This is a genomic window from Pseudomonas profundi (assembly GCF_008638305.1).
Classification (GTDB): domain Bacteria; phylum Pseudomonadota; class Gammaproteobacteria; order Pseudomonadales; family Pseudomonadaceae; genus Halopseudomonas; species Halopseudomonas profundi.
Map to the genome: position 1 here is coordinate 1 of NZ_VTPZ01000006.1, position 14,834 is coordinate 14,834.

General features: G+C 54.1%; 11 protein-coding genes and 1 pseudogene. 6 read left to right on the top strand and 6 right to left on the bottom strand.

Features of this window, described 5'->3' with window-relative positions; genetic code table 11:
• Together FZE95_RS19600 and FZE95_RS09430 are read left to right on the top strand one after the other, a co-directional pair.
• Nucleotides 1-1,440: site-specific integrase (locus tag FZE95_RS19600; RefSeq protein WP_190324538.1), on the top strand; the 1,440-nt coding region annotated here is incomplete at its 5' end.
• A complete protein-coding gene (locus tag FZE95_RS09430) occupies nt 1,437-1,835 on the top strand; it encodes a TetR family transcriptional regulator (protein ID WP_150300634.1) in 399 nt (132 codons plus the stop codon). The genes FZE95_RS19600 and FZE95_RS09430, both read left to right, overlap by 4 nt.
• Before the next feature lie 558 nt (nt 1,836-2,393).
• Here FZE95_RS09430 and FZE95_RS09435 read toward each other — a convergent pair.
• Nucleotides 2,394-5,330, bottom strand: a complete 2,937-nt coding sequence (locus tag FZE95_RS09435) for a class I SAM-dependent DNA methyltransferase (protein WP_150300635.1) — start codon at nt 5,328-5,330, stop codon at nt 2,394-2,396.
• Between the two features lie 600 nt (nt 5,331-5,930).
• Between FZE95_RS09435 and FZE95_RS09440 the strand changes: the two genes are divergently transcribed.
• The gene (locus tag FZE95_RS09440; RefSeq protein ID WP_150300636.1) at nt 5,931-7,682 is read left to right on the top strand and encodes an ATP-binding protein; all 1,752 of its coding nucleotides are present in this window, start codon (nt 5,931-5,933) and stop codon (nt 7,680-7,682) included.
• 506 nt (nt 7,683-8,188) lie between these two features.
• On the top strand, nt 8,189-9,472 hold the full coding sequence (gene drt2 / locus FZE95_RS09445; RefSeq protein ID WP_150300637.1) for an antiviral reverse transcriptase Drt2: 1,284 nt from the start codon (nt 8,189-8,191) through the stop codon (nt 9,470-9,472).
• Between the two features lie 613 nt (nt 9,473-10,085).
• Here drt2 and FZE95_RS19965 read toward each other — a convergent pair.
• The 3 genes from FZE95_RS19965 to FZE95_RS09460 all read right to left on the bottom strand — a co-directional run bounded on the left by FZE95_RS19965 (nt 10,086) and on the right by FZE95_RS09460 (nt 11,302).
• Nucleotides 10,086-10,304 carry a BPSL0761 family protein gene (locus FZE95_RS19965; protein ID WP_150300638.1) on the bottom strand — a complete coding sequence of 73 codons (219 nt, stop codon included), beginning with the start codon at nt 10,302-10,304 and terminating at the stop codon, nt 10,086-10,088.
• 474 nt (nt 10,305-10,778) lie between these two features.
• Nucleotides 10,779-10,997, bottom strand: coding sequence for a BPSL0761 family protein (locus FZE95_RS09455; protein WP_150300639.1), 219 nt, complete (start codon nt 10,995-10,997; stop codon nt 10,779-10,781).
• Nucleotides 10,994-11,302 (bottom strand): hypothetical protein, encoded by a 309-nt coding sequence (locus FZE95_RS09460; protein WP_150300640.1) that lies wholly within the window; start codon nt 11,300-11,302, stop codon nt 10,994-10,996. The genes FZE95_RS09455 and FZE95_RS09460 overlap by 4 nt, the downstream gene beginning before the upstream one ends.
• A 203-nt stretch (nt 11,303-11,505) precedes the next feature.
• Here FZE95_RS09460 and ung point away from each other — a divergent pair.
• Together ung and FZE95_RS09470 are read left to right on the top strand one after the other, a co-directional pair.
• Nucleotides 11,506-12,018: pseudogene (gene ung, locus FZE95_RS09465) on the top strand (uracil-DNA glycosylase); the annotation flags it as partial.
• A 58-nt stretch (nt 12,019-12,076) separates the two neighbouring features.
• A complete protein-coding gene (locus tag FZE95_RS09470; protein WP_150300642.1) occupies nt 12,077-12,892 on the top strand; it encodes an enoyl-CoA hydratase in 816 nt (271 codons plus the stop codon).
• Nucleotides 12,893-12,955: 63 nt separating this feature from the next.
• On the opposite strand, the gene FZE95_RS09475 is transcribed toward FZE95_RS09470, so the two are convergent.
• Complete coding sequence (locus tag FZE95_RS09475) at nt 12,956-13,786, bottom strand: HDOD domain-containing protein (protein WP_150300643.1); 831 nt, start codon at nt 13,784-13,786, stop codon at nt 12,956-12,958.
• A 14-nt stretch (nt 13,787-13,800) separates the two neighbouring features.
• Nucleotides 13,801-14,823, bottom strand: a complete 1,023-nt coding sequence (ygfZ, locus tag FZE95_RS09480) for a CAF17-like 4Fe-4S cluster assembly/insertion protein YgfZ (RefSeq protein ID WP_150300644.1) — start codon at nt 14,821-14,823, stop codon at nt 13,801-13,803.
• Nucleotides 14,824-14,834: the final 11 nt, after the last annotated feature.

Sequence of the window (14,834 nt, forward strand, 5' to 3'; positions counted from 1 at the left end):
GACTTAAACGAAATGGCCTCCATAAAACCCGGTGTGATTCAGCATGCTCTTAGCGATCGTCTGGAAGACGGACTTCGTTGCCATCCCTGGCCGGGGCAATCGTCGGTAACATTATCCGGCCGATATAAGCATACGCGAACATCCAGTACGGAAATTATTCCATCATCAGTTGCCCAGGCCTTGTTTCAGAAGGCTGAACGACTTTTCGAGCGTGCTGAAGATTGGTTTGATGTTCGCCAGGAAATTTGGAAGATAGCAGAGGAAGGGAAGGGGCAACACCGCGCCACAATTAGTAAGAAACAACAGGAATTGCTTGTCAAAGCTGGGTTGGATCGCGAGTTTAAGCCAGGAGAAATTCTTGACCTTACCGAACTTTCGACCGCTTGTTTTTTCGTTATAGGAATGCTTTCAGGGATGAGGAGCCATGAAATTTCATCTATCGAGGTAGGCGCCTACTATGAGACGCAGGAGAGCGGAGAGGCTTTTGGCTGGGTACGAGGGGAGAGCCATAAAACGTTCGAAAGCTTAACGGAGTGGATGGTGCCGCCAATTGTTGGGCGTGCAGTTTCCATTCAGGAGCGAATTGCCGATCCTGTCCGCAAACTGATGGAAGCTGAGGAAAGAGAAATTGGAGACAAACTCGCGGACGCAGGCTTGTCTGAGAAAGAGCGTAGAACGCTCATGGTTAGGGCTTCACGAATTCATGCGGATAAAAGACGTATCTTCATCGGTAGAAGTTCCTCAAAAAAAGGAGCTTGTCCAATCGATACCTCTTGGCGAACTCGCCTTCTGGCATTCGCTAAAGAATTCTCGTGGCACCTTCATCCTCACCAGTTCAGGCGAACCTTTGCAGTCTTCGTTGCGCAAAATGCTATGGGAGACCTTCGGTACCTCAGGCACCACTACAAGCACTGGACACTTGATATGACCTTGCTGTACGCCCGTAACCAAAAACAGGACCAGGAGCTTTATGAAGAGATGCTCACGCAGGTCAAGGGGCGTAAGGTTTCAACAGTAGAACACTGGCTCGATGATTCGACACCGCTCTCGGGAGGTCGCGCAGCGCAGATTCAGGAGTACCGGCAGCAAAGAGAAGTAAAAATTCTCAAAGATCGTCGTGCGTTAGCTGCCGTATTGTCTGATCAGGTGAGTATTCGTAGTACCGGTCATAGCTGGTGTCTTTCGGACGGTTGGGGCAGCTGCGGCGGGCGAGGATTGTACGAGATGACGCGCTGCGGAGGTTGCAGTGAAGGGCTTGTGGACGGCTCCCAAAAGCTTGTATGGCAAAACCTTCATCGTCAGCAAGGCGAACTGCTAGGTCTCGACGATATTGGTCCTGGTGGGCGGTCGCGGGTTCTGAGGGACATTGAGCGAATAGAAAAGGTTCTGTCTGATCTCGGGTGTGAGTATGAGCCAGTGACCGAGGGTACGTCTGTATGAGTGCAAAAAACTCCACTCGCAAGGAGTTAGAGCTTGCGCTGCAGCGGATCCAGCTGGGCCATGCTCGTATTGTGGAAGATGGTCGTAAATTATCTATCGCAGCGGTAGCGGAGGAGGCTGAGGTTTCTCCTTCGTTGATTCATAACAGCCACCCGGAGTTTGCGAAGATAGTCAGAGAGTTAGTTGGCCGTCCTCGTCGGGTAGCGAAAGATGTCAACCAAGAGAAACTCGTTAAGGCAACGGAGCGGATAGAGGCGTTGACCGCTCGCGTCACGGCTCTAGAAGAGGATCTTAGAAAAATTGCCGTGGAGAATCTTTCGTTGAGCGAAGACAACAAGCGACTGCGTCAGCGTCTGGAAACGCTCGGACGACGACTGCCAGGTACTAAGCGATAGTTTGACTCTAGTGTCTAAGCCTAGTGAGTTTACGGTGAATGTAGAATCCATAACGGTATCGGCTTTGGAGAGGACGACTTATTGAACGGTAGCGTCGCCACGTTCGTCAAGGTCGAGATTTACAACGGTGGTGACATGAATGCTGTGAAGATAGTCAGGAAATTTACTAGGGCGATAGTAAAGGCGCCATCTCCGGCCAACTTGATCCAAGCTTTCGTTGTGAGAAAAAAGTGATCCGTTCGAAGCGCTCACTCAGGACGGGCCGCTTCCGGTTCAGAAGCGGTCAGTCGCCTGGCCTGTTTCCGACCGGTTGGGGCCTCTCACTGCCTTAGGCTAACCGACGGCGTGGCTACAAAAAGGGAAGAAACCGCATAGGCAGACTTCTCAAGTGTTTTTGCTCACGCGCCGCGGGCGCTTGGACAAGGCATCATAGCCCTAAAAAACCATAACAACCACGAAAAAGTCCTGGGTCAGGGGCAGAGCCGGCGATACAGACTCCTTGTTGCTGCAAACTAGTCGTCAGGTATCGGACTAGCGGTGGTGTACCACAGCCTACTTTCAGGCTGGCGTGCTTCGCTCCAAGTTGAGTGCCAGCAGCCGGCGCAGGATCTCTTGGTCGCTCATCTCAGATGAATAGTCCGTCCAGCCGTATGCCTCGGCCACGGCCTTGTCTAGTATCTTGTGGGCGTTATCGAGCCAGGCTGGGCGGATATTGTAAAGGTTGGTCAAAGTGCGCTTTTTCAGGTCGGCAGCGTGCTGTGGCTTCGCAATGATGCGATTCGGGAAGCCCTCCACCACTTCAGCTACGTGTTCCACCCACTCAGTAGGATTCAGCCAATTATCGCGCAAAGTAGTCAGGCGCTGAGCTGTGCTAGCGATATTCACCGCAATCGGCAGATGCTCGACTGTGACAGGCGGCAGTAGCAGGTTTCCTTCAACCACCGGCTGGCCTTTGGTATCGGCCGGCGTCAGGCCTGAAGGAAAGGGAAAGGTTTCAAAAGTGCTGCTGGGTGTGTAACGAGGGTCGTTACCTACGCCAAGGTAACTGCAAAGCCTTAAAGACCAAAGTTCATGGAAGCGTGAGTGTAGGATGCCGAAGGTTGTGTCGTCGGATCTGGCTATAGCAACAACCGCAGAGTCAGGGATGGTTGCTGACGAGAACCAAGCGAATATCCGGTGCTTCGAAACTCGGGGCGACAGGATGCAACGTGTAAGGTTCTTCAGGTTCCGCTTCATTGCGGGGCGAGGATCGCCATGACACCACCAATGAATACGATGCCAATCTCGGCGTAAATGCACCCGTGTCGGCTTTACGTGCTCAAGAACATGCTCAAATGGCTTCTCGTATGACGACGCGTCTTCCTCGGACATCTTATCGAAGTCAACGACCCAGGTATCTGAAAAGCGCCGAGTGATATCCATCCCATTTGCCCAGGGACGAACAACATCACTGTTCGGTCGGCCGTTTGGGTTTGGCTCGGATAGCCAGGCCCGAGCAGTGCTTCCAGGGATATCGAACGGGCCGTTCTTTTGTGTGCCAATGAATGACGTGCGTTCATTCTCTGAAAGACGAGCAGCCTTGGTCAGATCCAGTAGGTCGGCTGCGTCAGTGGTGGCGGTCAGATCTGCATTAATGCGCCCGACCTGTTGTCCGTTCAACCATGCTTCGCCATTGGGCGCTTCGACGGAAAAGGCCACCAGCGAAACGCGCACCGAAGCGCCGTCGTTGACCCAACCCTCGTCGCTCCAGGCGTTGAAAATGATCAAATTTTCTGTAATCGCATCCAGTACTTTGCGGTTGGCACCGCCGCGGATGCTGTTGGTGGAAACCAGTCCGGCTCGCCTGGCCTGGCCTGTGAGGATTTGCTCGCGGGCCCTGTGGAACCAGTAGCAGACTAAATCGGCACCACCTGGAACTTTACCGTCATATAGTTTGCGTAATGTCTTGGTGTAATCTTCTCCAAGCTCGCGAATCATCTTGCGGTCGCCAAGAAAAGGCGGATTCCCAACTATCACGTCAGCGACTGGCCATTGCGCTTCACCGCCGCCTTCGTCGATCAGTGCATCGCAGTTCAGAATACCATCGAGCGAGCGTAGGATAGGGTTGCGTGCGATCGGTTGACCGTTGCGCTGGCTCCACTGGATATCGCCGATCCACACGGTGACGCGAGCCAGTTCTGCAGCGTACTCGTTGATTTCCAGTCCGAAAATATTGGCCGGGCCGCTCTCGATGCCAATCTGTCGACCGAATCCAAAGAGCTCAGCATCAATCTGTGCGGCATGCTCCATATCCTTAAGTGCATGCATTGCTAGGTATAAAAAGTTCCCGGAGCCACAGGCAGGGTCGAGAACTCGGAAATTTCTTAACCGCTCCAGGTAGCTGAGAAAAGCACTCATTGCCGCTTTATGAGCATCTTTGACCGCTTTTGTGAGCTTTTTTCCCTGAGCCTGGAGCGTTTCTGTCCTACGCTGAACATCCTGCAACAGCGGCTTGATCTGCGCCCACTCAGCGGCCAGAGGTTCGACGATCAGAGGGCGAATCAGTTTTTGGATGGTTTCGACGTCGGTATAATGTGCGCCCAGCGGTGCACGTGCCTTAGGGTTCAGTCCGCGTTCGAAAAGGGTTCCGAATATGGTCGGGTCGATGGCACGCCAGTCGAGATTTTCCGCTGCGTCGCGCAGGGTAGCGAGGTCCTCGGAGTGCAGGGACGGTATGTCGATGACTTTGAACAGACCGCCGTTGAACCACGCGATATCGTCGTTTCCATAGGCTCCACCTTGTTGCATGGCGCTGAAAAGGGCGCCGATGCGTTTCCGTGCTCGCTCCGTATCGTCGCGGGCGCTTTTCAAAATGGAAGTAAAAATGCGTGTTTCGTCGCTAGGGCCTTCATGTAGCAGGCTCTCGTCCTCGGCATACATGCAGAAAATACACTGGATGAGAAAATGAGCAACCTGTTGGCTGTCCACACCGCGACTGCGCATATTTTCGGCGACCGCTGCAAACTGGCCGGCCGCTTCAGTAGTAATGGCTGCGTTGGACCTGAGTGGGCGCAGTTTGTGGATGGTTTCGCTGGAAAATAGCCAGCGTAGAGTTTGTAGGTTTTCCGGCTGGCCGATGTCATCTAATCGGATGATGCGTGGTGTGCTCGGATACCCAGTAAAACAGGGATGGATTTCGATTCGTTCACGGTTGCAGACCACCAGCACCGGCGGGTTTTCGAGCGCGCCTGCGTAGTTCTTCAGTTGCATGAGCGCCGGGCCGAGATTCTTGTCTGGTCCCTTGTTTTCCCAAGCAAAGCAGCCTCGCTTCCATACATCGGCAAAGCCTTTGCCGCCGTGCATCTTCTTCAGATCCTGCTCGTAACAATATTCACCATGCAGGCGAGGCGGCTCGACTCCCAGCATGGTGCAGAGGTCTTCGAAATGAGCTTGGGCACCACCCTTTTCGGTCAAAGGGTTGTCTTTCCAGGTGGAGATGAACTGATCGGGCGTCACGGGCGGTACCAGGTGGAATTGCCGAGGTCGAGCGGGGCCAGGCGATTGCGACACATCCCTATGACCCTGGCAGTACGTCTAGGTCGCAATGCCCGGTGATTATCGCCAGTTCTGCCGCACTGCGAAAGGCATATGACAAGTTGTTCTCGGCTCTTGATATCTCTAGATCCACCCATCAAAGAATTGCGGCGTCGGTCCACAAAGCGCTTTAGGCATAACCCTAGACGCATCAGAACGGGTCGACACACGTTCTAGCCGCTATCGATGCACTCTTTAGCGATGATCAGCGTTGTCCGTCAGCCGACAGGGAATGTTGAGCACCGACAACGGCTTGCAGCGTTTTTACATGCGCTGGGTCAGATGCGGATACTTTTTTCACATGTCGAATTCAAGCATCCTTGATTTTCTGGTGGAAGGTACAACTTCTCCAAAATCAACCGGTACTGCGAACGGGAACGGCGACCTTGGTCTCATCAATACTTGACCCTTGAATCCGTCACGCACATTCTATTTGCAGCAGCTTAAAGACTATGCACGTAGCCTAGAGGCGACCGTGCTGTCGGATACGGCAGGTTGACAAAGCACAAGGACGTGAGAAAGATGAATGATGAACTGCGGTTCCAGGTTGATACAAGAATCGCAACCTTGCTGAGTCAGGAATATACGTCGACTGAGAGAGCGCTTAAAGAATTGGTCGACAATGCTTGGGACGCGGACGCAGAGCAGGTCATAGTCACTCTACCGTCGCCCATGAGTGATGACCCCATCATCATTGAGGACGATGGAACTGGCATGATAGCTCAGGAGCTGAGTGGTCATTATCTAAAGATTGCCTCGGATCGTAGAATCAAACGCGGAGAGCGCACAGCTGGAAAGCAACGGCCCATTAAGGGGCGCAAAGGAGTGGGAAAATTCGCAGGCCTGATGGCAGCTTCCATCATGACGCTCGAAACCTATGCCCGCGGAAGCAAGGTTAGCTTTACCGTGAGTCTTGCCGACCTGAAACTGGTAACGGATATCGAGCATGTACCCATCTACCCGACAATAGAGACTTGTCCGTACAACCAGCACGGCACGATCATCACTTTATCGTCCTTGCATCAAGGCCTGTCGTATCCAGACGCAAACAGACTTCGCCAGATCCTGATTCAGGAGTACGGACGGCAGAAGGATTTCACCATCATCATTGATAGGAAACCATTGGCTATTGATGACCTGGACGGGACCTACTCCGAAGAAGCGGCCAACTTACCTGACGCGGGTGATATCGCACTTCGCTTCTCAATCAGCAAGGGCAAAACTGGTCTACGCGAGCCTGGCATAACTCTCATGGTAGATGGAAAATCTGTGGGTAAGCCCAGCTTTTTTGGTCTCGATCTGTGTGAGGATTTTCCACCTAAACTGCTGAGAAAAATGTACGGCGAAATCGAAGCCGACGGTCTAAGCGATTACGTCACCGCAGGTTGGGACTCCGTGGTGGAAAACAGCGAGGGATTCCGACAGGTCACGGAATATGTGCAACAAAGGCTGAGAACCGCATTCGTCGAGACTTATGGTATGGACATCCGTATGGCTCACGCTCGCCTCCATAAGGCAGTTCATGAGCGCTTAGCCGTGATGCCGGAGTTTAAGCGCGACTATGCAGATCGGGCCATAAAAAAAGTTCTCGAAAAGTACTATGACGAGCCGCCCAGCAAAGTCGAACCCATCGTTTTTGTTGTGCTGGAGGCGCTTGAGCGATCCGATTATCGCATCGTTGTAGAGCACCTTGCCGACGCCCAGCGGGGCGATGTAGCAACACTGGCCGAATCACTCAATGAGTTCGGTTTGACCGATATGGCGTTTCTGGTCGAGCAAGCTACTGCTCGCTCCACGTTCCTCGATCACATAGAACACTTAGCCGAAACCTCCGGCACGTTAGAAGCGACGATGCACAGAGCCATCGAGCACAACTTATGGATCTTGGGCTCTGAGTACTCGCTATTCAGCTCAAACCAGACACTGCAAAGGCAAGTTGAGGATTACCTTGCAAAGAAGTATCGAGGCAAGCTAGCCAGCAAACGTCCAGATCTGCTACTGAATGAAAACCTCAACGAAGAGTACCTGCTAATCGAATTCAAGAGACCCTCCCACTCGCTGAATCTCAAGGATTATCAACAGGCTACTGGTTATAGGCATGATTTTTCTAATTATGTCAGCAAGCCAATCAAAGTTTTGCTCGTAGGTGGTAGGCGCTCTGCAGACTATCCCTCGCAAAACTTGGAAGCCAATGTCGCCACTATGCTCTTTGTTGACATCATCTCCACAGCACGTAGGCAGGTACAATGGCAGCTGCGGAAACGTACGATCTGAAGAGGTTGAGCGTCGACGAAACCAGGCTCGGCTAGAACACTGAGAAATTAGGCTCTACCAAACCCTATAGGCTGGCGACTACGAAACAAATACAGCAGTGGCCGCCCGTGAGCACAAACATTTTGGGGCGAGCTCATAGGGTGCTCTAGGAACGTTATCTGTCCTAGCGAAGAATGGTGCTGATTCGGCTTAGATTTGTGTTAAGCTTTGAACGCTTTGGATACAGATCCAAAGGTGCATCACAAGCTGTCAAGCCATAAAGCTGCATCCCCGGTATAACCACTTAAGATGACCAGCAATGCGGCTACCAGCCCTCGGATACTTATCTTCATAGGTACTCCCAGTGTGACGCTGACATGATACGTCGATCCTAGCAATAGCGGCGAAGTCGGGGTGGTCCACACCGATTGGATGATGTGAGGAGCATTTGAGTTTATCCGGCCAGGCGGCTTCGGATTGCCGCCATCCTGTGCCTGGCCGGTTGGCTCGAACAAGGAAGTACATTGATGTCGGAAAATTGGTATAAGTCTCGCAGCTATCTGCACTTTGACCGCCCGATCAACCAAGCTGCTGCGCGAGAGATAGTCTCCAATTGTAAGACTGTTGCCCAGCATGCCTTTTACCCGTTCATTCGATACGTCGCGAAAACACAAAAAGTGTTTTTTGACAAAAGCGTTGGAAGGGTCGTTAGAAAAGACCCCAAGGAACGACCGATCTCCTACGCTGCGCACGTCGACAGCCATATCTATTCGTACTACTGCGAGCGGCTGAACCAAGCCTACGAGGCCCACCTTGCAAAGGCCACCTTTTCCTCTGCCGTTCTAGCGTTTCGGTCTCTTGGCAAAAGCAATATTGAATTCGCGCGGGATGCGTTCCTGGATATCACAGCACGAGAGTCCTGCTGTGTCATCGCTATCGATATCAAGGGCTTCTTTGACAACCTAGACCATGCGCACCTGAAAACTGCCTGGCAGACACTTTTAGGCTCCAGCCGCTTACCCGAAGATCACTACGCGGTGTATCGTTCCCTCACCAAATATTCGTTTGTTTACAGAGAGAAAGTTTATGACATTTTGGGGCTTTCAAAAAACAATCCCAAGCAAGGCCGTAAGCGAATCTGCGAGCCCCATGAATTTCGCGACATGGTCCGTGATGGCGGTCTGATCGAGACCAATAAGGTCAAAAAGGGTATCCCGCAAGGCTCACCCATCAGCGCTCTGCTATCCAATGTGTACATGATGGGTTTCGATGGGCAGATTCACGGCTATGCTCAATCCTGCGGCGGCGCCTACTACCGCTACTGCGACGACGTGCTGCTGATAGTTCCGTTGGCGAAAGAAATAGAGGCAAAAATTCTAATAGAACAGCGCGTCAATGCCATTGGACTGGAGATTCAAGAGGCAAAGACGGAGACATGCAAGTTCACTCGATCGGCCAAGGGGTTAAGCACCGATCGTCCACTTCAATACTTGGGCTTTGTTTTCGACGGGACCAATATCCACCTACGCTCATCGTCACTGGCTCGTTATCAGGATCGTGTAAATAAAGGTGTTCGGCTGGCGGGGAAACGCATGGACAAGGTTAACGCCAAGCGGACAGCCAGAGGGCAATCGCCCCGCCCGATGTTTCTTAAGAAATTATACAAGCGGTACTCGTACCTTGGCCGAAGAAATTTCATCTCGTACGGCTACCGGGCCGCGAAGACCATGAATTCCTCTTCAATCAAGAAGCAGCTCAAGCCCCACTGGGAAAGGCTTCGCGAGCGTATTTGTGAAGTCCAAGGCGAATGACGGACGGCCCGAAAGAGAGCCGCGAGAGCGAGCCATGGCGATGAACCGTGGCCGATAGTTCAACCGACCAGTGCAGCTATTTCGTTTAGCTTCTCATCCGGCGCGAATTGCCCGATGTCTTTTTTTATTCTGGTCCATGGCAGACACCTGCGCCGCTGCCCGAAAATGGTTCGCGGCGCTCGCTCATCCCACTGCAACAATCGAAACGTCACTTCTTCCGAACGGCCTCTCGTTTATGACACAGGTGATAGAGCGCGATTCAAGGGATACTATTTCAGATGAGAGCGAGGCTATGTGGACTCGTTTCGTGAGAGCGACATGTCGTTGGGCGCTGGTCCTCGGTTGATATCCCTTCGTGGTTTTACCCACATTTCGCCGCTCTCTCTCAATGATGCAAAGCGCTATTGAGAGAGAAAACAGCGGAATTTGTGTCATTTTCCGCCTTTGAACAACTATTGGGAGAGTCTTGCCGCTGCTTTGCTCGTATCGTGGTATTACCCACAAACCCGGTTTGGGCACGTGTTGAGCGCAAAAAAGACCCGCAGGAGGCTGCACCAGAGGAAGCTGGGTTCGTACAGCCAACTAGCTTTGATGAGCGTAGCTCGCCCAGGATTCAGCTGTAGTCGACGCTGGAGCTCAAAAAATTTCTTCCGAGCCCGCCATCGTCGCGTTCCTCGGTGCGAGCTGCTCGCCACACTTCGTCGGTAGTTGGATAATGTCTGAGGAGGCGATTCGCCTCATTGCGTATGCTTTCAGACACAGCTTCGTTGCATCGCAACGCTATTAAGAACTCGCGTGTTTGAAGAACCGAGCGAGTACGTTCGCTAGGCATCGTCGTCAGCTACACCAGGTTGGTCATTCATGATGGATGTCCCATTTCGAATGGAAACAGAGGCTCGCATGGTATTACATTCGAAGGTCACGATTCCCCTTTAGAGAGAGTAAGGCTCGTCTTCGAAGCGACCACTGCAGAAGTCTCCGACGCCATCTTTGATGGCGAACTCCGTCTCCAGTGCACGCTTGTGTTCGTAAGGGATGCCGGGTTCCGGATGGTCGCGGCGATTGGTGAAGGGAAACCGAGACAATGCTCATGGTTAGATCTCGTTTATTCGGGTGAGCCGGCGCAGCATACGTTTTAGATTATCGTAACGGTCTCATGCTTAGCTATAAGCGACACGGGACTAAAGGAGGGCGCGAGATGACGGTCACTGCACAAGGCCACTCCAGTCGAAACGCTGTATCGTATTACTTGGGTCCTCACCTTGCGCCACCGCTCTTGCTGTCACCGTCTCAGAGTTGCAGACTGCTAGTCGAAGCTCGAACTGAGGAAGCGGCCCATAAGACCTTCTCCGCGCGATTCTTCTTTTTTCCCGGCGAGTAAAACCTCTTCAGCAGTCGGATAATGCCGTAGTAAGCGATAAGCTTGATCACGTACGCTTTCGGGCAAAGATTTATTTTGATGCAAAGCGATTAGAAACTCTCTGGTTTGAATAATGGAGCGGGTTCGTTCGTCGGGCATCGTCATGTTTTGTCCTCATCGTGGTTGCCGTTCTCAACTATCAAACCCAAGCGGGCGTCTGCGCTAGGGTCGTAGTCATCCTCGAACATGACATGCGAGCGCCGTAGCTGCTTGACATAGCCTAATGTTCCAAAGAAACAGCTTTCGCATAGCCGCACCTCGTATTTTTCGCCGTCATGTTGAGAAGACGGACCCCAATCGGCCTGCAGCGTAGCGAATTCCAGGTGGTCGCCTGCGGTGGAGCCGCAACGGCACGCATCACACCCGCGTTTCGCGGTGGTCGCCCATTTCTGTTCTCGAATCGTTTTCATGTCGAGCAGTCTCGTTCAGTCGGGGGAGCCGGTACGCTAGTGCGACCGACCAGCCTAGATTGCCGCTTCCGTTCCAGAAGGATAGCTGTGAGAGTCCAGTGCTCAAAAGCGTTGTTTTTTAAATATTCAGCAGGCTTGGTACGCAGGGATCTAGCGAGCGTATGAAGCTCAATTCTAACATTTCTTCGATATAACAGTTAGCCGTCTACATAAGTCAGGATCCCTATCACGGCCCGGGCCAGGCGCATGGCCTGTCCTTTTCAGTGCCGCCGGGTATACCCCCACCGCCCTCCTTGAAGAATATCTTCAAGGAGATTGAACGCGACCTTGGGTTGATTCCACCCCGGCATGGTTGTCTGGAAAGCTGGGCCGGACAGGGCGTGCTTCTGCTTAATGCAGTACTGACTGTTGAACACAGCCTGGCCGGCTCGCACGCCAAGCGCGGCTGGGAACGTTTGACGACCCGCATAATCGAAGTGCTTAACGAACAGTGCGAGAATCTGGTATTCATGTTGTGGGGAGCGTATGCGCAGAAGAAGGGCGCGCAGATCGATGCATCCAGACATCTGGTATTGACCTCGGCTCATCCTTCACCCCTGTCTGCGCACCGTGGTTTCATAGGTAACGGTCATTTTTCCGCTGCCAACGGGTATCTGCAGGAACATGGCCGTCATCCCGTTGATTGGACTCTGCCCGACTGCGGGTCGACTCCCTGACAGGTCGTTTTCAGTAGACAGGTGGCCCATGTGCCGGCCCGCCAGAGAGGAGATTGTTATGGAGCACGTACCTCAACCCTACACCGCCTTGGTTCCTCGCACAGACAAGCTGGTCGTGCAGAAAGTCGGGCACACAGCGCTGGTGACCATCGATAACCCGCCTGCCCACACCTGGGATTCAGATACGCTGCACGGCCTCTATGAGCTTGTTGACCATCTCAATCACGATCCTGAAATTTATGCCGTGGTGCTTACCGGGCGGGGCAATCAGTTCTTCTCGGCGGGCGCCGATCTCAAATTGTTTGCCGAGGGTGACAAGGCCAGGGCGAGGATGCTGGCCCGGCTGTTTGGTCAGGCATTCGAAGCGCTACGGGATTTTTCAGGTGTGACCATCGCAGCCATCAATGGTTATGCGCTGGGTGGCGGTTTGGAGTGCGCGCTGGCCTGCGATATTCGTATCGCCGAACGCCAGGCCCAACTCGGCCTGCCGGAAGCCGGGGTCGGCCTGTTGCCCTGTGCGGGTGGTACTCAGGCATTGTCCTGGCTGGTAGGCGAGGGCTGGGCCAAGCGCATGATCCTCTGCGGTGAGCGAGTCGATGGCGTGAAAGCCGAACGGATAGGGCTGGTTGAGGAAGTGGTTGAGGAAGGGCAGGCGGTGACCACTGCGCTGCGGCTGGCGGCTCAGGTTGCGCGGCAAAGTCCGTTGGCGGTGCGACATTGCAAGCAGCTGATCCAGGGCGCACGCCATCGGCCAATGAACAGTATGCTCACAGAGGAGCGTGAGCGCTTTGTTGATCTGTTCGACGCTGAGGATACACTCGAGGGCATCAACGCCTTTCTCGACAAGCGCCCGCCGCAATGGACCAACCGCTAGGTATCGGGACTGGGCCAGCCCCGCTAAACATTGGCAGTCCTCGAACTGCCAATGCCAACCATATCAGGCCAGAAGCTGCATCGCGGCTTCCATCTCCGCGGACAGATCCTCGTCTTCGCCTTCGCTCTGCGTCAGTCCCAGCTTGGTAAAGGAGGGCAGGCTGTTCCAATCCATCTCGGTGAACGGATGGTCTGTCCCGCTCAGGCTTTGCAGCATTGCTACCTGGATGATGTCGGCGTAGTCGGTTGCTTCGGAATCACGCTGAAAATCCAGATGCTGCGAAGGGATGCGGCGCAGCGGCAGGGGAAAGTCCCAGGCGTCGAGAATACGATCGCCGAGCAGAGGATGCAGGCGCTCGATGACCAGATCCAGGCTCGCTGGGTCACGCAGCAGTTCATCATGCTCCTCGGCATAGCTGAGTATGGGCAGCACGCCGATCTGGTGCACCAGTCCGCCGAGTGTTGCCTGGTCGGGTTTGAGCCGCGTGTAATGACGACACAGCACGTGACTGATGCCTGCAACTTCCAGGCTGCGGGTCCAGACCAGCCGCATCTTCTGGTCGATGACATCCGAGGTGGCCTGGAACATTTGCGCCATGGCCAGACCGGTGGCCAGGTTGGCGGTATAGCTGATGCCCATTCGGTTGACGGCCATGGACAGGTCGGTTATTTCCTGTCGAGTGCGCAGCAGTGGACTATTGACCACCTTGATCAGACGCGCACTCAAGGCTGCGTCATTGCTGATTTCCTGCACCAGCGCTGGAATGGATACGTCTGGATCTTCTGCAGCTTCCCGGACGCGCAAGGCAACCTCGGGTAGGGTTGGCAGAACCAGCTGGTCCCTGTCGATAGCGTCCATCAGTTGGGTTTGCACCCGTTCAGCCAGATCTGTCATCACAAAATCCCTTGTCAATTTTCCCTTTCGGCTTCGCTGGCTATCAGTTCGGACTCATAGGGGAGATCCGCCATGGTAAGCAAGGGGCCGCCACTGTCTGCCACGCTCATCGTGGTCAATTGTGCCGCATCCTTCTGCAGGACGGCCAGCATTTCTACAATATGGTTGCTGCGCGCGGCGACGACTACCTCGCCAAGCAGTTTGCCGTTATCCCGGTCGACAATAGGTGTGCCTGGAGGAGGTGGTGCGTCGCCAGCCAGTAGCAGTCGATACATGCGGCGTTTGAGTTTGCCCAGATACTGCATGCGCGCGACGATTTCCTGTCCGGTATAACAGCCCTTGCGGAAGCTGACACCGCCCAGCTGTTGCAAATTGAGCATCTGCGGAATGAAGCTTTCGTAGGTGGATTGGGTTACCTCGCCGATCCCCGCGCGGATCTGGCGCACTTGCCATGCTTCAGTGGCTGCCGGTGTAGCGCTCTGGCACAGGCTGTCCAGGGTCGGCTGAGCTTCAGCGGCGGACAGCCAGATCTCGAAGGCGTCTTCGGCCAGCCGGACCACCAGGGTGCGGCCGGTGTGTGCTACCTCATTGCTGCGGCCGGGCACTGCAAGATTGGCGGTGCGCAGCGCCTCTTGCGCGTCGGGCCCCCATAGGCCAAGGCCAACCCAGTCGGCGGTGGCGTCGGTCAGCGCTGTCTTGAAAAACACCGCGTACTTGCTTAGCTCGCTGACCTGGCTGGACACCAGCTCGCGGTTCATACACAGCAGAAACTCGTCCTCGCCTGAGTTGAGCAGACGAAAGCTTGATTGCATGCGGCCTTTGGGGTTGCAACGCGCGCCAAGCGTACTCACGTCAGCGGTAACCTTGTCGAGGTCGCAGGTCACCTGCCCTTGCAGGAATTTTCTCGGATCAGCGCCGCGGACGCTCATGACGCCCTGGTGCGCAAGCCACGTAACGGTGGTCCCGTCCGATTCGGCGTCTGCCTGCCGAGGAAACCGGTCAGACAGGAAGGAGTGAAGGTCATTTGCCTGGGTCATGGGATTCCAAA